The 23,123-nt window shown below is 75.2% G+C and carries 18 protein-coding genes; 11 read left to right on the plus strand and 7 right to left on the minus strand.

Annotated features, from left to right (window positions below; translation table 11 throughout):
• The first annotated feature begins 92 nt into the window (after positions 1-92).
• Together ACFQH9_RS02290 and ACFQH9_RS02295 are read left to right on the plus strand one after the other, a co-directional pair.
• Positions 93-971: an RNA polymerase sigma factor gene (locus ACFQH9_RS02290; RefSeq protein WP_379563638.1), complete on the plus strand. Its 879-nt coding sequence runs from the start codon at positions 93-95 to the stop codon at positions 969-971.
• The gene (locus tag ACFQH9_RS02295; protein ID WP_379563640.1) at positions 968-1,621 is read left to right on the plus strand and encodes a hypothetical protein; all 654 of its coding nucleotides are present in this window, start codon (positions 968-970) and stop codon (positions 1,619-1,621) included. Before ACFQH9_RS02290 ends, ACFQH9_RS02295 begins: the two co-directional genes overlap by 4 nt.
• A gap of 43 nt (positions 1,622-1,664) precedes the next feature.
• On the opposite strand, the gene ACFQH9_RS02300 is transcribed toward ACFQH9_RS02295, so the two are convergent.
• The gene (locus ACFQH9_RS02300) at positions 1,665-2,195 is read right to left on the minus strand and encodes a ribonuclease FAU-1 family protein (protein WP_379563642.1); all 531 of its coding nucleotides are present in this window, start codon (positions 2,193-2,195) and stop codon (positions 1,665-1,667) included.
• A gap of 82 nt (positions 2,196-2,277) precedes the next feature.
• On the opposite strand from ACFQH9_RS02300, the gene uvrB reads away from it, so the two are divergent.
• The 3 genes from uvrB (at position 2,278) to ACFQH9_RS02315 (ending at position 6,159) form a co-directional block, all read left to right on the plus strand.
• The gene (gene uvrB, locus ACFQH9_RS02305; RefSeq protein WP_379563644.1) at positions 2,278-4,473 is read left to right on the plus strand and encodes an excinuclease ABC subunit UvrB; all 2,196 of its coding nucleotides are present in this window, start codon (positions 2,278-2,280) and stop codon (positions 4,471-4,473) included.
• Between the two features lie 118 nt (positions 4,474-4,591).
• A complete protein-coding gene (locus ACFQH9_RS02310) occupies positions 4,592-5,824 on the plus strand; it encodes a glycosyltransferase 87 family protein (protein ID WP_379563646.1) in 1,233 nt (410 codons plus the stop codon).
• Complete coding sequence (locus tag ACFQH9_RS02315) at positions 5,821-6,159, plus strand: MmcQ/YjbR family DNA-binding protein (protein WP_379563648.1); 339 nt, start codon at positions 5,821-5,823, stop codon at positions 6,157-6,159. Before ACFQH9_RS02310 ends, ACFQH9_RS02315 begins: the two co-directional genes overlap by 4 nt.
• Here the strand turns inward: ACFQH9_RS02315 and ACFQH9_RS02320 are convergent.
• On the minus strand, positions 6,156-7,070 hold the full coding sequence (locus tag ACFQH9_RS02320) for a LysR family transcriptional regulator (RefSeq protein ID WP_379563650.1): 915 nt from the start codon (positions 7,068-7,070) through the stop codon (positions 6,156-6,158). The genes ACFQH9_RS02315 and ACFQH9_RS02320 overlap by 4 nt on opposite strands.
• 72 nt (positions 7,071-7,142) lie before the next feature.
• Between ACFQH9_RS02320 and ACFQH9_RS02325 the strand changes: the two genes are divergently transcribed.
• Both ACFQH9_RS02325 and ACFQH9_RS02330 read left to right on the plus strand, forming a co-directional pair.
• Entirely contained in the window at positions 7,143-8,072 is a 930-nt protein-coding gene (locus ACFQH9_RS02325; RefSeq protein ID WP_379563652.1) for an EamA family transporter, read from the plus strand.
• 116 nt (positions 8,073-8,188) lie between these two features.
• The gene (locus ACFQH9_RS02330) at positions 8,189-9,493 is read left to right on the plus strand and encodes a GAF domain-containing protein (protein WP_379563654.1); all 1,305 of its coding nucleotides are present in this window, start codon (positions 8,189-8,191) and stop codon (positions 9,491-9,493) included.
• Between the two features lies 1 nt (position 9,494).
• On the opposite strand, the gene ACFQH9_RS02335 is transcribed toward ACFQH9_RS02330, so the two are convergent.
• Both ACFQH9_RS02335 and ACFQH9_RS02340 read right to left on the minus strand, forming a co-directional pair.
• On the minus strand, positions 9,495-10,445 hold the full coding sequence (locus ACFQH9_RS02335; RefSeq protein ID WP_379563656.1) for an ABC transporter permease subunit: 951 nt from the start codon (positions 10,443-10,445) through the stop codon (positions 9,495-9,497).
• Entirely contained in the window at positions 10,442-13,441 is a 3,000-nt protein-coding gene (locus tag ACFQH9_RS02340) for an alpha/beta fold hydrolase (RefSeq protein WP_379563715.1), read from the minus strand. The genes ACFQH9_RS02335 and ACFQH9_RS02340 overlap by 4 nt, the downstream gene beginning before the upstream one ends.
• Positions 13,442-14,311: 870 nt before the next feature.
• Between ACFQH9_RS02340 and ACFQH9_RS02345 the strand changes: the two genes are divergently transcribed.
• A complete protein-coding gene (locus ACFQH9_RS02345; protein WP_379563657.1) occupies positions 14,312-15,703 on the plus strand; it encodes a purple acid phosphatase family protein in 1,392 nt (463 codons plus the stop codon).
• 233 nt (positions 15,704-15,936) lie between these two features.
• Positions 15,937-17,037, plus strand: a complete 1,101-nt coding sequence (locus tag ACFQH9_RS02350; RefSeq protein ID WP_379563659.1) for a TerC family protein — start codon at positions 15,937-15,939, stop codon at positions 17,035-17,037.
• A 55-nt stretch (positions 17,038-17,092) separates the two neighbouring features.
• Here the strand turns inward: ACFQH9_RS02350 and ACFQH9_RS02355 are convergent, their stop codons facing one another.
• Positions 17,093-17,638 carry a metallophosphoesterase family protein gene (locus ACFQH9_RS02355; RefSeq protein ID WP_379563661.1) on the minus strand — a complete coding sequence of 182 codons (546 nt, stop codon included), beginning with the start codon at positions 17,636-17,638 and terminating at the stop codon, positions 17,093-17,095.
• Positions 17,635-18,009, minus strand: a complete 375-nt coding sequence (locus ACFQH9_RS02360; protein WP_379563663.1) for an FKBP-type peptidyl-prolyl cis-trans isomerase — start codon at positions 18,007-18,009, stop codon at positions 17,635-17,637. Before ACFQH9_RS02360 ends, ACFQH9_RS02355 begins: the two co-directional genes overlap by 4 nt.
• A gap of 112 nt (positions 18,010-18,121) precedes the next feature.
• Here ACFQH9_RS02360 and ACFQH9_RS02365 point away from each other — a divergent pair, with 112 nt between their 5' ends.
• A complete protein-coding gene (locus tag ACFQH9_RS02365; protein ID WP_379563665.1) occupies positions 18,122-19,018 on the plus strand; it encodes an MOSC domain-containing protein in 897 nt (298 codons plus the stop codon).
• A gap of 137 nt (positions 19,019-19,155) precedes the next feature.
• Positions 19,156-20,691, plus strand: coding sequence for an MFS transporter (locus ACFQH9_RS02370; RefSeq protein WP_379563667.1), 1,536 nt, complete (start codon positions 19,156-19,158; stop codon positions 20,689-20,691).
• 80 nt (positions 20,692-20,771) lie between these two features.
• Here the strand turns inward: ACFQH9_RS02370 and ACFQH9_RS02375 are convergent, their stop codons facing one another.
• Positions 20,772-22,889 carry a S9 family peptidase gene (locus ACFQH9_RS02375; RefSeq protein WP_379563669.1) on the minus strand — a complete coding sequence of 706 codons (2,118 nt, stop codon included), beginning with the start codon at positions 22,887-22,889 and terminating at the stop codon, positions 20,772-20,774.
• Positions 22,890-23,123: the final 234 nt, after the last annotated feature.

Raw genomic sequence — 23,123 nt, forward strand, 5'->3', positions numbered from 1 at the left:
GCCCCGCGCGATACGCGATCAGGACCGCGGGCGGGCGCCGCCCTCGGCGGGCACGTGATGTGAGGCAGCAGGGCGCGACGAAGGGGCGGAGGGTGAGCGCACAGGTCGAGCAGGAGCCCGCTCCGGCCGGTCCGGAGGAGGGCGCCGGGGAGGGCTCCTCCGCCGACGGCTCCCTCGTCGAGCGCGACCTCGCGGAGGTCCCCGCCGCGCCGGGCGGACTTCGGGCGGACTTCGGGGCGCACCTCGAGGCCCACTACCCGCGGCTCGTCGGCCAGCTGTTCGCCATCACCCTGGACGCCGGGACCGCCCACGATCTCGTGCAGGACGCGTACTCGCGGGCCTGGCGGCGCTGGTCGGAGGTCCGCGAGGGGGACGCGGAGGCGTGGGTGCGCCGGGTCGCGGTGCGGTCCTCGGCGAGCACCTGGCGCCGCCTGGCCGCGCGGCTGGGGCTGCGCGGCGCCCCGGTGCAGGAGCAGGCGGGCCTCGACCCGCGCACCGTGGCCGTGCTGCGCACCCTCGCCCGGGTCCCGGTCGACGAGCGCCGTACCGCGGTGCTGGTGCACATGGCCGGGATGAGCGTGCGGGAGGTCGCGGCGCTGGAGCGGGTCGCGCCGGGCACGGTGCACGCGCGGCTCAACCGGGTCGGCGGCCTGCTCGAGGAGGGCCTGGCCGTGCTGGGGAGCGGCCCGCTGCTGCCGCCGGAGCCGGAACCGGCCGCGTCGCCGGAGTGGGCGACCGTGGTCCCCGAGCCGGCCGCCGAGGAGGCCGCCCCCCGGGGGGTGGGGTCGGACCTCCTCGGCGAGCCCGAGCCGTCGCAGGGCGGCTCGGGGGAGACCGCTACGGGCACGGCACCGGCGACGCCGACGGCGCCGGACACGGACGGCGGCACGGACGACGGCACGCACGACGGCACGCACGACGGCACGCACGACGGCACGGACCACGGCACGGACGAGGAGGAGGCCCGGTGACCAACCCGGTGCAGTACGCCAGCCGGTCGGAGGGGCGCGGCGCGGAGGAGCTCCGCCGCCTGGACGACGAGCTGGCCGCGGGGGTCACCCTGCCCGCCGTCGAGGACGTGATCCGGCGGGCCGGTGCGGCCAACCGGGCGAGCGGTGCCGCCGCGGCCGCCGTGCTGACCGTCGGCGCCCTCGGCGGGGTCACCGCCATCGGGACCGCGGCCGCCCAGCCCGCGCCCGTCGTCGTCGCGCCGGTCGCGCAGGTGCCCACCACGATGCCGCCGGTCACCACCACGCTCGCCCCGCCGCCCGCGGTCGCGCCGCCCGCCGTCGCGGAGCCCGCCCCGACCACGAGGAAGCGCACCGTCACCCAGCGCACCCGCACCACCACACCGACGCCGGTCGCGCCCGCCCCGGCCCCCGTCGTCGAGGACCGGCCGCCGGTCACCACCACGACGACCGCGCCGAAGCCGACCACCACCACGACCACTCCGAGGACGACGACCACCAGGCCCACGCCCGAGGGCGATCCGGATCCGACGGAGACGGCCACGGCCGCCCCGACGACGACGCGCGCGACCACCACACGCACGACCACCACGACGCCCACGTCGACGACGACCGCCGAGCAGCAGAGCCTGCTGGCCTCGCTGATCGCCTGAGCCCGGCCCCGGTGCGGCGGTCCGGCCCGCGGCCCCGGGGTCCTCAGCCCGCGGGCCGGACCGCCTCGTCCGGACCCTGCCAGGTCAGGGCGATGCCGTGCTCGGCGAGCCAGGCGTCCAGGTCGTGGCCGTGCGCGGCCAGCGCGGCCACCGTCTCGTGGCAGCGGTGCAGGGCCCACTCCGCCGTCGGCGGGTCGAGGAGCCCGGCGGCCACGGCCTCGACGAACTCGTCGACGTCGAGCACCTCGGTCGACCGGCCCCGCCGGACCACCAGGTCGAGGTAGAGGTCGGTGGTCCGCCACGTGGTCTCGCCCGGTTCGATCCGGGCGACGTCGAGGTAGAAGTCCTGGTCGCGCTCGTGCCCCGGGTTCCACCGCCAGTCGCTGACCACGAGCCCGAGGTCGGGCAGCAGCCAGGACTCGATCCAGTACGCCGACGCCCGGCCGACGACCTCGCGGCTCATGTAGAGGCCGAAGGGGGTGCGGCGGTACTCCGCCACCGCCCGGCGGAAGCCCTTGTTGTCGACGTTGACGGCGGCGGGCACGTCGAAGGTCTGGATCTTCGGCGGGTGCACGCCGCCGATCCTGCCCGACGAACGGTCGGCGCGGGGGGTTCGGCGGGCGGAAACTGTCGGGGGTCGCTCGTACCCTGGGGTCGTGGCATTCGCGACTGAGGTTCCGGGCAGCGCCCGCGAGGGCGGCGAGGCGGAGGTCCCCCTCGCCCACTCGGAGTACCGCCCCGTCGGCGAGATCGAGCGCACCGGCGGGCGCTTCGAGGTCGTCAGCGAGTACGAGCCCGCGGGCGACCAGCCCGCCGCGATCGACGAGCTGGAGAAGCGGCTCAAGCGCGGCGAGCAGGACGTGGTGCTGCTCGGTGCCACCGGCACCGGCAAGTCCGCCACCACGGCGTGGCTGATCGAGCGGCTGCAGCGGCCCACCCTGGTGATGGCCCCGAACAAGACGCTCGCGGCGCAGCTGGCCAACGAGCTGCGGGAGATGCTCCCGAACAACGCGGTCGAGTACTTCGTCTCGTACTACGACTACTACCAGCCCGAGGCGTACATCGCGCAGACGGACACCTACATCGAGAAGGACTCCTCGATCAACGACGACGTGGAGCGCCTGCGGCACTCCGCGACGCAGAACCTGTTGTCGCGCAGGGACGTCGTGGTCGTCGCGTCCGTGTCGTGCATCTACGGCCTGGGTACGCCGCAGTCGTACCTCGACCGGTCGGTGAAGCTCGACGTCGGCGGCGAGATCGACCGGGACGCGTTCCTGCGGCTCCTGGTGGACGTGCAGTACACGCGCAACGACGTGGCCTTCGCCCGCGGCACCTTCCGCGTCCGCGGCGACACCGTGGAGATCATCCCGGCGTACGAGGAGCTCGCCGTCCGGATCGAGTTCTTCGGCGACGAGATCGAGGCGCTCTACTACCTGCACCCGCTGACCGGGGAGGTGATCCGGCAGGTCGACTCGGTCCGGATCTTCCCGGCCACGCACTACGTCGCCGGCCCGGAGCGGATGGAGCGGGCGGTCCGGGACATCGAGAAGGAGCTGGAGGAGCGGCTCGCCGAGCTGGAGAACCAGGGCAAGCTGCTCGAGGCCCAGCGGCTGCGCATGCGCACCCAGTACGACCTGGAGATGATCCGCCAGGTCGGGTTCTGCTCCGGCATCGAGAACTACTCCCGGCACATCGACGGGCGCGGCCCCGGCACCGCGCCGGCCACCCTGATCGACTACTTCCCGGACGACTTCCTGCTGGTCATCGACGAGTCGCACGTCACCGTGCCACAGATCGGCGGGATGTACGAGGGCGACATGTCCCGCAAGCGGAACCTGGTGGAGTTCGGCTTCCGGCTGCCGTCGGCCGTCGACAACCGCCCGCTGACCTGGGAGGAGTTCGCCGACCGGATCGGGCAGACGGTGTACCTGTCGGCGACCCCGGGCCCGTACGAGCTCTCGCGCACCGGCGGCGAGTTCGTGGAGCAGGTCATCCGCCCGACCGGCCTGGTCGACCCGGAGATCGTCGTCAAGCCCACCAAGGGCCAGATCGACGACCTGGTGGGCGAGATCCGGGAGCGCGCCGAGCGGGACGAGCGGGTCCTGGTCACCACGCTGACCAAGAAGATGGCCGAGGACCTCACCGACTACCTGCTCGAGCTGGGCATCCGGGTGCGGTACCTGCACTCCGAGGTCGACACGCTGCGCCGGGTCGAGCTGCTCCGCCAGCTCCGGCTCGGGGAGTACGACGTGCTCGTGGGCATCAACCTGCTCCGTGAGGGTCTGGACCTGCCCGAGGTGTCGCTCGTCGCGATCCTCGACGCGGACAAGGAGGGCTTCCTCCGGTCGGGCACCTCGCTGATCCAGACGATCGGCCGCGCGGCGCGCAACGTGTCCGGGCAGGTGCACATGTACGCGGACACGGTCACCGAGTCCATGCAGCACGCGATCGACGAGACCGAGCGCCGGCGGGCCAAGCAGATCGCCTACAACAAGGAGAAGGGGATCGACCCGCAGCCGCTGCGGAAGAAGATCGCCGACATCCTGGACCAGGTCTACCGGGAGGCGGAGGACTCCGAGGTGCCGGTCGGCGGGTCGGGCCGCAACGCCTCCCGCGGCAAGCGGGCCGCGGGCGAGCCGGGCCGCACCTCCGGGGGGAGCTCCGGGATCGTCGCGGGCCGAGACACGACGACGATGCCGCGGGCCGAGCTGGCGGACCTCATCCAGCAGATGAACGACCAGATGCTGGCGGCGGCCCGGGACCTGCAGTTCGAGCTGGCCGCCCGGCTCCGGGACGAGATCCAGGACCTGAAGAAGGAGCTGCGGGGGATGGACGCGGCGGGGATCAGCTGATCCGCGGCGCGGTGCCGCGGACCCCCGGCGCGGCACCGCCGGGGTCCGGCGCGTTGCCGGGGAGATCGGGCGCGTTGCTACGGTGGGCGCCGTTTCCACGGACGAGCCGGAGGACCGCGTGACCCTCTCCCGCACCCACCCTGGCGGCGCCGGGAGGTTGGGCGAGATGGTCCGGCGGATCCGGCCGCGGGTGGCGTCGCCCCGCACCCTGAAGCTCAGCCTGCCGCTGCTCGCGATCTCGGTCGCGGGCATGCTGGTGCACACGCACGGCTACCACATCGACCTCGAGGTCTACCGGCTCGGCGTGCGGACCTGGCTGCAGGGCGGCGACATGTACGGCCCCCTGCCGCCGACGATCTCCGGGCTGGCACTGCCGTTCATCTACCCGGTGTTCGCGGCGATGGTGCTCACCCCGCTGGCCCTGCTGCCGTGGACGCCGGCGTGGGTGCTGCTCTTCGTGCTCTCGCTGGCCTCGCTGGCGATCACGCTCTACCTCGCCGCGTTGCGGGCGTGGCCCGCCGGGGGACGCAGCGGGGCGGTGTCGATCGCGTTCCTGGCGCTGCCGGTGCTGCTGTGGATCGAGCCGGTGCTCGAGACGTTCGAGTTCGGGCAGGTCAACCTGGTCCTCATGGCGCTGGTGGCGATCGACTGCCTGGCGCCGCGCACCCGCTGGCCCCGCGGCCTGCTCGTCGGGCTGGCCGCGGCGATCAAGCTGACGCCGGCGGCGTTCGTGCTGTTCTTCCTGCTGCGCCGGGACATGCGGGCTGCGGTGGTCACGGTCGTCACCGCGGTGGCCGCGACCGCGCTGGGCTTCCTGGTCGACGCCCACTCGTCCTCCGCCTACTGGTTCGGCGGCCCGGCGGCCGGCGTCAGCGGCTCGGTGTTCTACACCAACGAGACCGTCCAGGCCGTGGTCGCGCGGTGGGGGATCGACGGGCCGCTGCTGACCGGGACCTGGGTCGTCGTGTCGGTGGTCCTGCTGGTCCTGCTGGTCCCGACCGTCCGCCGGGCGGACCCGGCGATCGCGATGTCCGCCATGGCCGCGTTCATGCTCCTGGTGTCGCCGACCTCGTGGTCGCACCACTGGGTGTGGATCGCGCCGGCCCTCGTCGCGGTCGGCGCGCACGCCGTGCGGAGGCGGAGCGCCGGCTGGATCGCCGTGGAGCTGGTGCTGCTGGTCGCCTTCTTCGTCGCGCCCTTCCGCTGGCTGCCCGGCAACAACCAGGTCGAGCTGGGGTGGAACGCCGCCCAGCAGGCCGTCGGGGCCACGTACGTGATCGTCGCGGTCGCGCTGCTGGCCGTCGCCCGGCGCCACTACTCGCGGCGCCCCGCCGAGGTCGGCCCCGCGTGACCCACGACGAGGTCGTCGCCTACGCCCTGGGCAAGCCCGGCGCGGAGTCCGACGAGCCGTGGGAGGGCGATCTCGTGGCGAAGGTCGGCGGCAAGATCTTCGCGTTCCTGGGCGGCGAGGTTGTCGGGCTGAAGTGCGGGCGGGACGCGGACGAGGCAGCCGAGCTCCGCGAGCGCTACCCGGGCGCGGTCACGGCGTCGCCGTACATCGGCCGGTACGGCTGGAACGTCGTCCCCCTCGACGGCACGGTGCCGGACGAGGAGCTCCGCGAGCTGGTCGACGAGTCGTACGAGGCCGTCGTCGCCCGGCTGCCCAGGAGCAGGCGCCCGGTCTAACCGCCGTGGGTCCCGGTGGCCTCGGCGATGGTGGCCTGCAGCGCCTCCACCACGGTCCGCACCGCCGGCCGCTCGGCCGCGCTCTCCCGCATCACCACCTCGATCAGCCGGGCCGCCCGGACCCCGGCGAGCGGGCGGCGCAGGAACCGCCGGCCGCCCCGGTCGTCGGTCGACCAGCGGGGGAGCAGGGCGACCCCGACCCCGGCGGCGACCAGCTCTTCGGTCACCGCGAAGTCGTTGATCCGCTGCACGACCCGCGGGCGGGTGCCGGTGTGGCTGGTGAGCGAGCGCAGGACGTCGTCGACCGGCCAGCCGACGGCGACGCTGATCCACGGCTCCCCGGCCAGCTGGTCGAGACGGAGCCGGCGGTGCCGGCCGAGCGGGTGCCCGGGCGGCAGCACGACGTCGAGGGGTTCCCGGACCAGGGGCACGACCCGGTGCCGCGCGCTGGTGAACGGATCGGCGTGCTCGTCCCGGTGCCCGACGACGAGGTCGTGGTCCGCGGCGAGAACGGGCACCTCGGCCGGGGTCATGTCCAGGTCGCGGACCTGCAGGTCGATACCCGTGCCCGCGACCCGGCGGAGCAGCCCGGCCAGCAGCATCCGGGCGCCGGAGGGGAACATCGCCAGCCGGACCACGCCGTGGGGTGTGCTGCGCAGCGCCTCGACTGCGGCCTCGGCCCGGGCGAGCGCGGCGAGGACGTGTTCCGCCTCGGCGACCAGCGCCTGCCCTGCCGCGGTGAGCCGCAGGCCCCGGCCCGCGGGCTCGGTCAGCGGGACGCCGACCTCGTCGGCCAGCGCCTTGAGCTGCTGCGAGATGGCCGACGGGGTGAAACGGAGGGCCTGGGCCACGGCGGTGACGGATCCCCGGTCGGCGAGCTCGCGGAGCACCCGTAGGCGCTGCACGTCCATGAAGCCACGCTACACAGTCGTTTCAGAACATTTCGCTGGTCTTCCGGGTAGGAGGGGCGCAGGCTCGGACCCGTGACCGCCCGCCACCGCCTGCTCGCCGTCCTCGTCGCCGCCCTGTGGGGCGGCAACTTCCTGGCCATCCGCATCGGTCTCGACCACTTCCCGCCGCTGTTCCTCGCGGGGCTGCGCATGCTGGTCATCGCGGTCCCGGCGCTGCTGTTCGTGCCGCGCCCGGAGGTGCCGCTGAAGTGGCTGCTCGGGTACGGGCTCGGCTTCGGCACGGTGCAGTTCCTGTTCCTGTTCGTGGCGATGGACGTCGGCATGCCCACCGGGCTGGCGTCGCTGGTCCTGCAGGCCTCGGCGCCGTTCACGGTGCTGCTCGGGGCGCTGTTCCTGCGGGAACGGCTCTCGGTGCGGCAGGGGATCGGGATCGGGCTGGCGGTGCTGGGACTGGCGGCGATCGCCGTGTCACGGGCCCAGGCGGCGGCGCTGGTCCCGGTCCTGCTGACCCTGTGCGGGGCGCTCGGCTGGGCGTTCGGCAACCTCTGCAGCCGGCTCGCGGCGCCGCCGAAGCCGATGCACCTGACCCTGTGGATGTGCGTGATCCCCCCGATCCCGCTCTTCGCCGCGTCGATGCTGACCGAGGGACCGGGTGCGGGGTGGTCGGCGGTGGGTGCGGCCTTCTCGGTCGAGGGTCTGCCGGGCCTCGCCGCCGTCGTCTACCTGTCGGTGATGGCGACGGTCGTGGGCTCCGGGATCTGGACCTGGCTGATGCGGCGGTACCCGGCGGGCGTGGTCGCGCCGTACTCCCTGTTGGTGCCGGTCGTCGGGATCGCGCTGGCCGCCGCGGTGCTGGGGGAGCGGCCGAGCGTGACCGAGCTGGTCGCGGCCGTCGTCATCGTCGGCGGGGTGCTGCTGGGCACTCCGCGGCCCGCCCGGACCACGCCGGAGGAGGTCGTGGGCACGGAGGAGCAGACACCGGCACGGCGCGCGGCGGCCTGACCTCTCGGACGGCGCGGCGCCCCCGGCGCCCGACTATGGTGTGGAGCACGTCCCGCCGTCCGTGACGACCGCCGCAGCGCGCACGGGGAGCCGGAGCGGGGCGGGGCGGAGGTGACGTGGCCGGCGCGGAGCGCAGCGGGACGCAGCACGGGGAGCCGGGCGGCCGCGGGGTGTGCGCGGTACGCCCGGGCACGGACGTCGGACGGCACGCGAAGGTCCTCGCGCACCTGCACGACGCCGTCCTGGCCGGGGCGAGCCCGTCGCCCGAGATCCGGTCCCTGGTCGTCCGGTCCTGGCAGCGTGTGCGCGCCCAGGGGGTCGATCCCGAGCACGGTGAGCCCGTCGGGCCGCTCGCGGCCGACGAGGTCGAGCGGCGGCGCGCCGGCTCGCCGCTGCAGCGCGTCCTCCCGGAGCTGCGGGCGGCGCTGACCTCGGTGGCCGAGGACGCGCGACACGTCATGGTCGTCACGGACGCGGACGGGATCCTGCTGTGGCGGGAGGGGGCGAACCGGGTCCGGCACCGGGCGGACGCGCTCGGGTTCACCGAGGGTGCGGACTGGTCCGAGGCCTCCGTCGGCACCAACGCGATCGGGACCGCCCTGGCCGAGGGGGCCCCCGTCCAGCTCTTCGCGGCCGAGCACTTCGTGCGGTCGCACCACGTGTGGACCTGCACCGCCTGCCCCGTGCACGACCCGCGGACCGGCGAGCTGCTCGGCGTCGTCGACGTCAGCGGGCCCGCCGAGACGATCCACCCGACGACGGTGGCCCTGGTCGGCACGGCCGTGAAGCTGGCCGAGGCCAGCCTGTGGCGCCAGCACGAGCTCCGGCTGGACGCCCTGCGCGGGGTCGCGGCGCCGCTGCTGTCCGCGGTGCCCGGGGCCGGGCAGGTCGTCGACGACCACGGCTGGGTCGCCGCCGTGACCGGGATGCCGAGCATCGAGCGCGTCGCGGCGCCGCGGGCCGACCGGCCGCTGGCCGTGCACGGGGTGGGGTTGTGCCTCCCGGAGCCGGTGCCCGGCGGGTGGTTGCTGCGCTCGGCCGACGCGGGTTGCGCCCCGTCCGGCGGGCTCACCCTGACCCTGGAGCTGGCGGGCCGGCCGCGCGCGGTCGTCGACGGCGCGGCGCGCTGGGTGCACCCGCTGTCGACCCGGCACGCCGAGCTGCTGGTGCTGCTCGCGCGGGCCGGGGCCGCGGGCCTCGACGCCGGCGCGCTGTCCGCCGCCCTCTACGGCGACCGGGACCATCTCGTCACCGTGCGGGCCGAGATGAGCAGGCTGCGGCGCGGGTTGGGCGGGCTGCTCCTCGCCCGGCCCTACCGCATCGCCGACGAGGTGACGGTGCACCTGCCGCCGCTGGCCGGGACGGTGCTCGCGGGGTCGACGGCGCCCGGTGTCCGCGCCCTGGTGGAGACCGGGCGCTGAGTCAGCTGGTCACGTCCTTGCGGTGGAAGCGCCAGGCCGCCAGCGCGAACAGCACCGCGGCCCAGGTGATGCTGCCGAAGGCGCCGCGGGTCATGTCGCCCCAGTCGATCCGGCTCGCGAGGAGGTCGGACCAGGCGTTGGCGTAGTGCGTCGGCAGGTAGTTCCGCAGGTCCTCGAGCGCCGTGATCTGGTCGAGGATCTGCGAGACGATCGAGGTCATGACCGCGCCGCCGACCGCGCCGAGCGGGGCGTCCGTGCTCACCGACAGCAACAGCGCCAGGCCGGCGACCCACAGCAGGTTCACCGCCACGTACACCCCGCCGAGCAGGGCGCGTCCGGTGGCGGCCCAGTAGCCCAGGGACTCGCCGGTGGGGCTGACGAGGTCAGCGGTCCCGTAGGCGAGCGTGCCGACCAGCAGCGCCACCACCGGGAGCAGCAGCAGCGCCGCGAAGGACAGCACCCCGGCCACGATCGCCTTCTGCCGCAGCAGCCGCGCGCGGGGCACCGGGGCGGCGAGCAGGTACCGCAGCGAGGACCAGGACGCCTCCGACGCCACGGTGTCGCCGAAGAACAGCGCCACCACCACGACGAGCAGGAACCCGGCGGTCGCGAACAGGGCGAACACGGCGAAGTTGGTGCCGCTGCCCTTGGCCAGGTCGACGAGGTTGACCGAGGTCCCCACGCCCCCGTCGCTCGTCAGCGAGAAGGCGATCCAGAGGATCACCGGCAGCAGCGCGACCAGCGCGAACGTCACCTGCGTGCGACGCCGCCTGAGCTGGCGGAGCAGCTCGACCCGCAGCGGGAGCGTCCGGCCCGCCCGGTACGACGACGCCGGCGAGCCGTCCGCCCGCAACAGGCCGACGTGCCCCTTGCGCGTGGACGGGTCGGCGTACCTCGCGTCCCGGTGCAGCCAGTCGCCCCGCGTCTCGTGCTCGTTCGGCTGCTTCGTCATGGCGCGGTGTCCTCTCCGACGAGCTGCAGGAACGCGTCCTCCAGGCGGCGGCGCGGCCCGGCGGACTCCACCGAGATCCCGGCCGCGACCAGGGCCTGCACCGCCGACGCGCGCGGGGTGCCGTTGAGCTCCGCGTGCACCAGGCGGCCCTCGGTGGCGACGTCCCGGACGCCGTCGAGCGCCGCGAGGACCTCGACCGCGCGGTCCGGGGCGTCGACGCCGAAGCTGGCCGCCCCGCCGCCGGCGATGATGTCGTCGACCGTGCCGTCGGCGACGACCCGGCCGTGGTGCATGACGACGACGTGCGTGCACGTCTGCTCGACCTCCGCCAGCAGGTGGCTGGAGACGAGCACGGTCCGCCCGCCCTCGGCGTAGCGGCGCAGCAGCTCGCGCATCGCGTGGATCTGGGGCGGGTCGAGCCCGTTGGTCGGTTCGTCGAGCACGAGCAGCTCCGGCAGGCCCAGCATGGCCTGGGCGATGGCGAGCCGCTGCCGCATGCCCTGCGAGTAGGTGCCGACGCGGCGGTGCACCGACTCGCCGAGCCCGGCCACCTCGAGGGCCTCCTCGAGATGGGCCTCCTCGGTCGGCCGTCCCGTCGCCGCCCAGTAGAGCCGCAGGTTCTCGGCGCCGGAGAGGTGCGGCAGGAACCCGGGGCCCTCGACGAACGCCCCGATGCGGGCCAGCACCGGCGCACCGGGCCCGACGGGTTCGCCGAACGCCCGGATCGAGCCCGCGGTCGGCGAGATCAGGCCCATCAGCATGCGCAGCACGGTCGTCTTGCCGGCGCCGTTCGGCCCGAGCAGGCCCAGCACCATGCCCGGGCGCACGGTGAACGACACCTCCTTCACCGCGCTGAAGCCGCCATTGTAGGTCTTGGCGAGGCCGTTGATCTCCAGCGGCGGGGCGTCCGCGGCGCCGGCCGGGGGGACCTCGCGGCGGCGGCGCAGCGCCTTCGCGACCAGCCACGCCGCGAGGGACAGCAGCAGGACGACGCCGATCCCGACCAGCGGCCACACCGGCACCGTGCTCGTGGTGAGGGCCCGGCCGGGCACCACGGGCACGTCGAGCGTCGCGCCCTCGGCGAGCCCGATCCGCCACACCGCCGGCTGGGCGGGGGAGGCGAAGCCCTGCTCGGTGGTGCTGACCGAGACGACGAGCCGGTTGCCGACCTCGATCGGCGCGACGACGCCGGGCAGCGTGAGCGACACCCGCGCCGGGCGGCCGTCGGCGGGGACGGCGACGCGGACCGGGGCCACGGCGTTGCCGAGCAGTTGGCGCAGCCCGTCGCGGCCCACCTCGTAGGTCTTGGCGAACAGCACCGCCTCGTCGGCGGCGGGCTGGCCGGGCACCCGGGAGACCGTGACGTCGAGGCGCGGCGCGCCCGCGACGTCCGTCTGCGCGGTCAGGGCGGGGCCGCTGAACAGCGCCGACTGACCCGGGAGGTCGGCGGTGAACGCCGAGAGCCGGCTGCCCAGCGAGCCGAGCGCCCCGCCGAGGCCGGGCAGCGAGGTGATCGCCGCCGGGTTCCCGCCGGCCGGGTTGGCGACGACCTGTGGCCCGCCCTCGAGCGGGAGTGCCCGGGTGGTGACGGGCGCGGCGCCCGACAGACCGGGGTAGGTGTCGGCGACGACGGTCCGGCTCGTCGCGGTGGTCCGGCCGGCGCGGATGCCGCTCTCCACCTCGTAGGAGAAGGAGGTGCCGGGATCCTCGCCGGTGCCGCGCAGGTGGAAGTCGAACCATCCGCCGATCTGGTCGCGGACGGTCTGACCGGGGGAGCCCCCGTCGTGCCCGCCGGCGTACCAGGCGAGCTTCACCGGCGTGCCGTGCGCGGCGATCTGGCGGGCGTTGGCGTCGGCCTGGTCGAGGCCGAAGAGGGTGTCCTGCTCGCCCTGCACGATGAGGGTGGGCGCGGCGATGCGGTCGGTGACCGACACCGGGGAGGAGCGGCGCAGCAGGGCCTCGGTGGCGGGGGAGAGACGGCCGGTGGTGGCGGCCTCGGTGTAGGCGGCGCAGACCTCGGCGGTGAAACGTCCGCAGGTCACCGGTGGGGCGTTCGGCGGGACCGCCGAGGCGGGCACGCCGCCGCCCGTGCGGGCGCCCAGGGCGGAGGCGAGGGAGCCGGCGGAGGAGGTGCTGCTGCCGGCGGTGCTGCTGCCGGCGCCGTCGCCGGTCGCGCTGCCGCCGGTGCCGCCGTTGCTGCCGGTTCCGGTGGAGCTGCCGGTGCCGTCGTCGGTGCTGTCGTCCCCGGTGCCGTCGTCGGTGCCGTCGTCCCCGGTGCTGTCGTCGGTGCTGCCGGTGCCGCCGGTGCCCGCGGCGCCACCGGCCCCGCCCGTGCCGCTCGAGCCCGAGGAGAAGAACACGCCGGCCCAGCCGCGCTTGAACACGCCGTCGCCGCCGAAGGTGCCGCGCGCCGGCGTGTCCTCCGGCAGGTCGGCCGGACCGCCGGCGTTGGGGAAGAGCGCCTGGGACAGGTCGTTCCAGGTGATCACGGGTGCGAGGGCGTCGATCCGGCGGTCGTACCCGGCGAGCAGCAGCGACAGCGCCCCGCCGTACGACCCGCCCGTGACGCCGACCCGCGGGTCGCCCGGCCCGTCCTGCTGCACCTCGGGCCGCTGCGCGAGCCAGTCGACGAGCTGCTGGGCGTCGGCGACCTCGTGGTCGGGGGAGTCGAGCGCGATCTGGCCGCCGCTGGCGCCGAACCCGCGCGCCGACCACGTCAGGACGACGTACCCGCGGTCGGCGAGCTGCCGGGCGTCGGTGTCGACCGACTGCTTGCTCCCGCCGAACCCGTGCGCGACCAGCACCGCGGGTGCCGGCGTGGTCTCGGGCAGGTAGAGCGTGGTGTCGAGGGAGACGGTGCCGGGCACGCCCGGCCCGCCCCGGACGTCGATGCGCTGGTCGCTGGTCCGGATGTCCGCCGCGGTGGGCGTGGGGGTCGGCGTGGTGCCGGCCGCAGCGGCGCCCGGTGTGAGGAGGAGCAGCGCAACCGCGACCACGGCGGTGCCGAGGGCGGTGCCGAGGGCGGGGCCGCGGCGGACCTGCCGCCCCCCGGGGACCGAGCGCTTCCGGGGGTGCTCGGAGCTGCGCTCGTCGCGGCGAGCGGCCCGGCGCACGACGGCACGCGCGCCGACGGCGCGGAACAGGCGGGACACCCCGGAACCGTATCCGCGTGGCCCCCCGCCCCGCGCGCGGTGCCTCAGGACGCTCTCAGCCGAGATGTCCGGGTACCCCGACCGACGGTCACCCGGTCGTCGGCCTTTCCCGACGCGCCGGGCCCGCCGGCCACCGCGCCGGTGATCTCGGGGCGACCCTCGGGGCGTGCCCGTGAACCCGGAGGGTGAGACGCCCGATCTCGGCATCCCGCGCCGGCTGGCCCGCGACATGACGGTCGCGGACCAGCACGAGTGGATCCGCGCCGAGCTCGCGCGGCGCCCGGTGACCCGGCGCGCGGCGCTGCGGGGCGGGATCGGGGCGCTCGCCGCGCTCGCACTCGCGAACGGACCGTGGACCGGCGTCGCGCGCGCGGCCGGGGCGGGGATCGTCGGCCGGCACCTGGCCTTCGGCGACGACCCGCGGACCTCCATGGCGATCGCCGGTGAGCTGACCGGCAGGCCCCGCGGCGAGGGCCTGCTCGACCTCGGCCTCGACACCGGCTACGGCGCGACCGTGCCCGTCGAGCTGCGCGAGCTGGTCAGCCAGGTGCCGCGGGGGGAGGACGTGCGCGGCGGGCAGCAGCTGTTCGCGCACGCCCGGGCCGAGGGGCTGACCGCGGGCACCACCTACCACTACCGCTTCCGCCTGCCCGACGGCTCGANCGCGGCGAGGGCCTGCTCGACCTCGGCCTCGACACCGGCTACGGCGCGACCGTGCCCGTCGAGCTGCGCGAGCTGGTCAGCCAGGTGCCGCGGGGGGAGGACGTGCGCGGCGGGCAGCAGCTGTTCGCGCACGCCCGGGCCGAGGGGCTGACCGCGGGCACCACCTACCACTACCGCTTCCGCCTGCCCGACGGCTCGACCACGCCCGACGCCACCTTCCGCACCGCCCCCGTCGCGGGCGACCGCACGCCGTTCACCTTCACCGCGTTCGCGGACCAGGGCGTCGCGTCCGACGACGGCAGGGGCCGCGTCGCGCCGTCGGACGCCCTGACCGCACTCGTCGCGAAGGACGCCCCGGCCTTCCACCTGCTGGCCGGCGACATCTGCTACGCCGACCGCGCCGGCCGCGGCGAGCGGGACGACTCCTTCGACCCGGGCCTGTGGACGACGTACTTCGCGGCGATCGAGAGGAGCGCCGCGACCACGCCCTGGATGTTCGCCACGGGCAACCACGACATGGAGGCCGTGTACGACGACGGCGACTCCGGGCACGGCTACGGGGGCCACGCCGCCCGGCTGGACCTGCCGCGGACCGGGCCGTCGGGTTGCCCGTCGGTCTACGCGTTCACGCACGGCTGCGTCGGCGTGGTCAGCGTCGACGCCAACGAGCTCTCCACCGAGATCCGCGCGAACACCGGCTACAGCCGCGGCGCCCAGGTCCGCTGGCTGTCCGGCACGCTCGCGACCTTCCGCGCCGACCCCGCCGTCACCTTCGTGGTGGTGTTCTTCCACCACTGCGCCTACTCGACGAGCGACTCGCACGCCTCGGACGGCGGCGTCCGCTCGGCCCTGGCGCCGCTGTTCGACCGCTTCTCCGTCGACCTCGCCGTGCAGGGGCACAACCACCAGTACGAGCGCACGGACCCGATCCGCGACGGCGGGCCGACCCGCGAGGCCCCCGACCGGTCGACGGTCCGCCCCGCCACGGACGGCACGACGTACCTCTGCGTCGGCTCGGGCGGGCGGCGGAGCAACGGCTGGCTCGACGGCGGGGGCGACCGGCACCGGGGCCGGACGGGTGAGGACCGGGAGATCCGCAGCCGCGTGACCGGCAAGGACGGCGACAGGTCGGAGACGGTCGCCTGGTCCCGGGCCCGCTACGCCGGCTACGCCTACCTGCGCGTGGAGGTGCGGCCGGAGGCGCCCGGGCGGATCGCGACCATGCGGGTCCGGGCGATCACCGCCGACGGCGAGGAGATCGACCGGGTCGACCTCGCCCGTCCCGTCCCCGGCCTCCCGGCCGTGTCGCCCGTGCCCGCCGTACCCGCCGTGCCGCCCGCCACCCCGGCGGTCCCCGCGGTGCCGGTCGGCTGGACGCGTACGCCGACCGGGTTGTCCGTTCCCACCGCTTCGTCCGGTTCGCCCCCCGTTCGGGGGCGCTGACCGGTGTGGTCGGTCACCCCGGCTGGCGGTGGGGGGATCGCGGCGGGCACACTGAGGCCGCACCGCAGGGGAGTATCCCGGTCACGGTGGCGTCGTCAGCACGGAGACGGGCCCGCAGCCCAGGACCGACAGTCATGCGGGTCCCGAACCCGGCGCCATCGATCCGCAGTCGCGCGGAGGGGAGAGACCTCGGGGCAGTCCCGCGCTGCCCGAGACCCCTGGAGGCCCTCCGCGTGAACGTGCCCGTCTGGCTCTGGTTCGCCACCATCGGCGGCCTGGTGGCCATCATCCTGGCCGACCTGTTCCTGGTCGACCACAAGCCGCACGCCGTGACGATCAAGGAAGCCACCCGCTGGGTGCTCTTCTACGTCGCCCTCGCCGTGCTGTTCGGCCTCGGCATCTGGTACTTCGCGGGCGGCCAGTACGCCGGGGAGTTCTTCGCCGGCTACATCACCGAGTACTCGCTCTCGGTGGACAACCTCTTCGTCTTCGTGATCATCATGGCGTCGTTCGCGGTGCCGGCGATCCACCAGCACCGCGTGCTGCTGGTCGGGATCGTGATCGCCCTGGTGATGCGCGGCCTGTTCATCGCCGTCGGCGCCGCCGCGATCAACGCTTTGAGCTGGGTCTTCTACCTCTTCGCCGCGTTCCTGATCTACACCGCCGTGAACATGGTCCGGCAGGGCATGGGCGGCGACGACGAGGAGTGGAAGGAACCGCGCGTCGTCTCGCTCGTCCGGCGGGTGCTGCCGGTGACCGGCGAGTTCCACGGCTCCAGGACGACCGTGAGGCTCGACGGCAAGCGCTGGGTCACCCCGATGCTCATCGTGATGATCGCGATCGGGCTCACCGACCTGCTGTTCGCGCTCGACTCCATCCCGGCGATCTTCGGGCTCACCCAGGAGCCCTACCTGGTCTTCACCGCCAACGCCTTCGCCCTGATGGGGCTGCGCCAGCTGTACTTCCTGCTCGGCGGGCTGCTCAAGAAGCTGGTCTACCTGTCCTACGGGCTGGCCGTGATCCTGGCCTTCATCGGCGCGAAGCTGGTGCTCCACGCCCTGCACGAGAACGAGCTGCCCTTCCTGAACGACGGCCAGCCGATCCCGGTGCCGGAGGTCAGCATCGCCGTGTCGCTGCTGGTCATCGTGGGCGTCCTGGCCGTGACGACCGTGGCGAGCCTGGTCGCGGTGCGGCGCCGGCCCGAGCTGGCCGAGGCCCACGGCGGCTCCGTGGCGGTGCCGGTCGCGCACACCCGCGAGGAGGCCGAGGCGATGGACCGGCACGACCGGGAGATCGACGAGGAGATGGCCCGCTACGACCGCGAGCACTCCTGACCCCTGCCGTGCGCGGCCGGTGGTGCTCCGGCACCACCCGGCCGCGCACCGTGCGTCACCGCAGGTCCTGCAGGTGCACCAGCTCCACCCGGCGCAGCGCGCCCTCCTGCACCGTGGCCGTCATCCATGTGTGCGTGGGCTGACGGCGACGGTCGGTGGGGGAGCCGGGGTTGAGCAGCCGCAGGCCCGTGGGAGCCGTCGAATCCCACGGGATGTGGCTGTGCCCGAACACGAGCACGTCGACGTCGGGGAACCGGGCGGCCATCCGCCGCTCCCGGCCCTGCGCGGCGCCGGTCTCGTGGGTGACGGCGAACCGCAGGCCGCCGGCCTCGAACCGCGCGACCTCGGGGAGGCGTCCGCGCAGCTCCGGGCCGTCGTTGTTGCCCCAGACGCCGACGACCCGGGGGGCACGCGCCTCCAGGGCGTCGAGCAGTCCCGGCTCCATCCAGTCGCCGGCGTGGACGACGAGGTCGTCCGCGCCGAGCGCCTCCACCGCCTCCCACAGCGGGCCGGGCATGTCCTTCGCCCGCACCGGCACGTGGGTGTCGGAGATGATCAGCAGGGAGGTGGAGCCTGCGGAGCCGACCGTCGGCACCGTCACTGCACCGCGAGCAGGTCCACCACGAAGATCAGCGTCTCGCCGCCCTTGATGACGCCGCCCGCGCCGCGGTCGCCGTAGCCCAGGTGCGGCGGGATGACCAGCCGGCGGCGCCCGCCGACCCGCATGCCCTGCACGCCCCGGTCCCAGCCCTGGATGACCTGGCCCGCGCCGAGGCCGAACTGCAGGGGCTGGCCCCGGTTGTAGGAGGCGTCGAACTCCTCGCCGGTCGAGTGCGCCACGCCCACGTAGTGCACGGCCACCCGGCGGCCGGCCTGCGCCTCCTCGCCCTCGCCCACCGTGATGTCGGTGATCTCGAGGTCGGTCGGGGCCGGGCCCTCGATCGGGTCGACCTCGGGCTTCTGCGGTGCCATCGTCGGTTCCCTCCTGGGGTCTCGCGTCGGTCGCCGCCACCCTGCCAGACCCCGGCCGGACCCCGCCGTCCGGAGGTGGCGCCCGACCCGCCCGGCCCGCTACGAAGGGACGATGCCCGTACCCTCGTCACAGGCGACGATCTCCGCGCTCCACCGCTTCCCCGTCAAGTCGATGCAGGGGGAGCGGGTCGACACGCTCGCCCTGCTGCCCGGCGGCGCCCTCGGCGACCGCGCCTATGCCGTGGTCGACGCCGAGGACGGCACGGTCGCCAGCGCCAAGTACCCCCGCAAGTGGGGCGCGTTGCTCGGCTGCCGCGCGACCTTCCTCGCCGAGCCCGAGGCCGACGCGGCCCCGCCGCCGGTCGCTGTCACCTTCCCCGACGGCCGCACCCTGCGCAGCGACGGGCCCGGGCTCGACGCGGCCCTGTCCGACCTGCTCGGCCGCGCGGTCGTGCTCTCCGCCGACCCGGCCGCCGGTGCGGAGTTCGAGGAGCAGTGGCCGCAGATCGAGGGCCTCGCGCCGCAGTCGTTCATCGACGACACCACCGTCGAGCACAGCGCGGAGGGCGAGCCGGTCAGCCGGATCGGCACCGCCGGGCTCACCCCGACCGACTCCTTCCTCGACCTCGGCGTGCTGCACCTGATGACCGGGTCGACGCTGGCGGCGCTGGCCGAGGCCGCGCCCGGCTCGGTGTTCGACGTCCGCCGCTACCGGCCGAACCTGCTGCTGGACACGGGGGAGGGCCCGGGCTTCGTCGAGGACGGCTGGGTCGGCGAGACCCTGGCCGTCGGGGACGCCCGGATCACGGTGACCATGCCGACCATGCGCTGCGTGATGACGACCCTGGCGCAGGAGGGCCTGCCCGAGGACCGGGACACCCTGCGGACGATCGCCCGGGTGAACCGGCGCAGCATCCCGGGCATGGGGACCTGGGCCTGCGCGGGCGCCTACGCCGACGTCGCCGCGGGCGGCACGGTCCGGGTCGGGGACGTCGTCGGGCCGAGCTGAGCGGCGGCAGCCACCCGCTCGTCCACCAGGCGATCCCCGGGACGTCCAGCGGGCGGGACGGCGGGGCCGGGCGTAGCGTCGGACGCCGTGCCCGACCGCTCCCAGCCCGTCCGTCCGCACGTCCCCGGCTCGCCCTCATGACGTCGGCCCCGGTCCGCCGCGGGACCGAGGAGGACCACACCCCCGATCCGCGCCGGTGGCGGGCCCTGTGGGTCACGCTCGCCGCCGGGTTCATGACCCTGCTCGACGTCAGCATCGTCTCGGTGGCGCTGCCGTCGATCCAGCAGGGGCTCGCCACGAACCCGGCCGGCGCGCAGTGGGTGGTCTCCGGGTACGCGCTGACCTTCGGCCTCGCGCTGGTCCCGGCGGGGCGGCTCGGCGACGCCTTCGGCCGGCGCCGGATGTTCCTCATCGCGCTCACCGCGTTCGTGGCGTTCAGTGCGCTGTGCGGGGCGGCGCCCACGATCGAGCTGCTCGTGGTCGCCCGGCTGCTGCAGGGCTTCGCCGCGGGGTCGCTCGCGCCGCAGAACTCCGGGCTGATCCAGAGCCTGTTCCGCGGGGCGGAGCGCGGGCGGGCGTTCGGCTTCTTCGGGGCCACGGTCGGGATCTCGACGGCGGCGGGACCGATCGTGGGCGGCCTGCTGCTCGCGGCGTTCGGCGAGCCCGACGGCTGGCGGTGGATCTTCTACGTCAACGTCCCGATCGGCGTGCTCGCCGTGGTCCTCGCGGCGCGGCTGCTCCCGAGCGCGCAGTCCCGCGAGCGCCCGCACATCGACTGGACCGGCGCGCTGCTGCTCGGCGGGGCGGTGCTCGCCCTGCTGCTCCCGCTCGTGCAGGCGGAGTCGGGCGGCGTCCGGGAACTGTGGTGGCTGTTCCCGATCGGCGCGGTGCTGGGGGCGGTGTTCCTGTGGTGGGAGCGCCGGGAGGTGCGGCACGGCGCCGAGCCGCTGTTCGACATCCGGCTGGTCACCGAGACCTCCGGGTACGCGCCCGGCGCCCTGCTCGGGCTCGTCTACTTCACCGGGTTCTCCGGCGTCTGGATCGTGTTCGCGCAGTTCTTCCAGGCCGGCCTCGGCTACACCCCGCTGCAGTCCGGGCTCTCGGTCACCGCGTTCGCGGTCGGGTCGGCCGGGTCGGCGGTGGTGGCCGGGCGGCTCGTCGAGCGCTTCGGGCGCCGGCTCACGGTGTTCGGGCTGTCGCTGGTCGGGGTGGGCATCGCCGCGACGGCGGCCGTCCTCGTGCTGGTCCCCGGCGAGAGCGCCGGGTTCGCCGCGGCCCCCGCGCTGCTCGTCGGCGGGATCGGCGGCGGCTTCGTGATCTCCCCGAACATCACCATGACCCTGCGCAACGTGCCGGTGCGGATGGCCGGGTCGGCGGGCGGGGCCCTCCAGACCGGTCAGCGGGTCGGCGCGGCGGTCGGCACCGCCGTGGTCGCCGGGGTGTTCTACGGCGTGCTGGGCGCCGCGGGCGAGTCCTACCGGGCCGCGATCGCCGGCGCGCTGGGCGTGGCCGTGCTGACCACACTCGTCGCGCTGGGTGTGGGCATCCACGACCTGCGCAACGAGCGCCGCCGGGCCGACGGCGTCGGCGCCCCGGACCCCGACGCCCCGGACACCCGCGGCGAGGGGGTCCGGGCGGAGGACGAGACGCCCCACCACGTCTCGCACGACTGAGAACCCCTCGGTCCCGGAGGCCGACGCTCCTTCGGGACGGGGACGGTCCACCGGTTCCCGTCGCCGCAGCGGCCGGGCGCTCAGGCCGGCGGCGCGGGCACCCCCAGGGCGTCGCGGAGGAACCGCACCTGCAGGAGCAGCAGGTTCTCGGCCACGACCTCCTGCGGTGTCATGTGCGTGACGCCGGAGAGCGGCAGGACCTGGTGCGGGCGCCCCGCGGCCAGCAGCGCCGAGGACAGCCGCAGGGTGTGCGCGGCGACCACGTTGTCGTCGGCCAGCCCGTGGATGATCATCAGCGGCCGGTTCGGCCGGTCCTCGGTGGCCGGGGCGGCGGCGTCGGCCAGGAGCGAGGACCGCTCGTAGGCGGCCTTCTCGACGTCCGGACGGCCGAGGTAGCGCTCGGTGTAGTGGGTGTCGTAGAGCTCCCAGTCGGTGACGGGGGCGCCCGCGACCGCGGCGTGGAAGACGTCCGGCCGGCGCAGCACCGCGAGGGCGGCGAGGAACCCGCCGAAGGACCAGCCGCGGATGCCGACCCGGGTGAGGTCCAGGTCCGGGTTCTCGACGGCGAGGGCGCGCAGCGCGTCGATCTGGTCCTCCAGCACGGGCCGGGCGAGGTCCAGGTGCACCGCCCGCTCGAACCCGGGGCCGCGGCCGGGCATCCCGCGCCCGTCGACGACGACCACGGCGAAGCCCTGCTCGGCGAACCACTGGCTGGTCAGGTGCGGGTTGCGGGCGGCGTAGACGCGCTGGCCGTGCGGCCCGCCGTAGGGGTCCATCAGCACGGGCAGCGGCGTGCCGGGCTCCCACCAGGAGGGCAGCAGCAGCGCGGTCTGCAGCCGGCGCTCCCCGGCCCGGTGCAGGGAGATCCGCAGGCCGAGCCCGGGGTCTGCGGCGTGCGAGACGATCTCCCGCTCGACCTCCCCGGCCCGCACGGTGGTCACCGTCGCCGACGTGAGGTCGGTGGAGGCCCGCACGAGCGTGCCGCCGGCGAGGCGGCCGGAGTGCACGCCCTCCTCGGGCGACGCCGGCACCAGGCCGGCCGTCGCGGTCCAGGTCCACAGCCGTACCGCGGCGGGCGTGGTCGAGCCGCTGATCAGCAGCGTGTCGCCGTCGACGTCGAGCAGGCCCCGGACCTGGATCTCCGGCGGGGTGACCGGCTCGCCGTCCACCAGCACGCGGTGCGCCCCGTCCCGGTGCGCCAGCTTCACGAGCGCGCCGGAGGCGGTGTGCACCCGCAGCCCGGGCGTGGCGTCGACCCACACCGGGTCGGTCTCCTCGTCGACGAGCGTGGTCGCGCCCGTGACCGGGTCGACGGCGAGCATCCGCAGCGCCTTCTGGTCGCGCGGCTGCACGACCACGAACAGACCCCGGTCGTCCCACACGACGTCGACCACGTACTCGTCCCGCTCGACGTCCCACACGATCGGCGTGCGGGCCCCGTCGAGCCCGACGACCTCGAGCGACACCGCCGGGTTCGTCGTGCCCGCCGCGGGATAGCGGACGGCCGCCGGGGTGCGCTCCGGGTTGGCCGGGTCGGCGATGTGCCACACCGGGACGGCCGCCTCGTCGACCCGTGCGACGACGAGGCGGTCGCCCTCCGGCGACCACCAGTGGCCGCGCATCCGGTCGATCTCCTCGGCGGCGACGAAGTCCGCGAGGCCGTAGGTCACCTCGTCGGCCTCGGGCGTCAGCAGGGTGTGGGTGGTGCGTGCGGCGATCAGGTGCACGTGCAGCGCGCCGCCGGAGACGAACGCGATCCGCGCGCCGGTGGGGTCGAGCCGCGGGTCGATCACCGCGCCGTCCGTCTCGATCAGCCGCGGGGTGAGCCCCCCGGCGAACTCGGCCAGGTAGAGATTGCCGGACAGCGGGAACACCGCGCGGGTCAGCGCGCGGTCGGTCGCGTACCCGACCACGCCGCCGGCCTGCTCCCGGGCCCGCTCGCGCCGGGCCCGCTCCTCGGCCGGCACGTCCTCGACGTCCGTGTCGTCGAGCTCGCGGGGGTCGGCGACGAGCCGCTCCTCGCCCGTCGCCACCTCCAGGCTCCACAGGCAGGTCACCGGGTCGGTCCCGCCGCGGCTGCGCAGGAAGGCGACCCGGCCGCCGTCCGGCGAGACCGTGACGCCGCGCGGGGCGCCGAGGGTGAACCGGCGGGTGCGGGCGTGCAGGCGGGGGAACGAGTCGGTGCTCGGCTGGGTCACGGGGGGCAGTCTGCCGGACCGGCGGGCGGACGACCGCGCGGCCGTCACCGCGCACACCGCGGCGCCGACCCGCTCGCCACACCGGACGGACCGCTCGGCCCGTGGCCCGTCTCCGTTTCGCGGCCCGTGCGTTGGGAATGCATCGCCACCAACGGAGGTGACCACATGATCAACGTGTACCTCTCGGCCCGCGCCCTGGCGGCCGCGCGGTCCGTCGATCCCGGCGTCTCGCCG

Origin of the sequence: Pseudonocardia lutea, assembly GCF_042658055.1 — a bacterium.
In the GTDB taxonomy this organism is placed as follows: Bacteria; Actinomycetota; Actinomycetes; order Mycobacteriales; family Pseudonocardiaceae; genus Pseudonocardia; species Pseudonocardia lutea.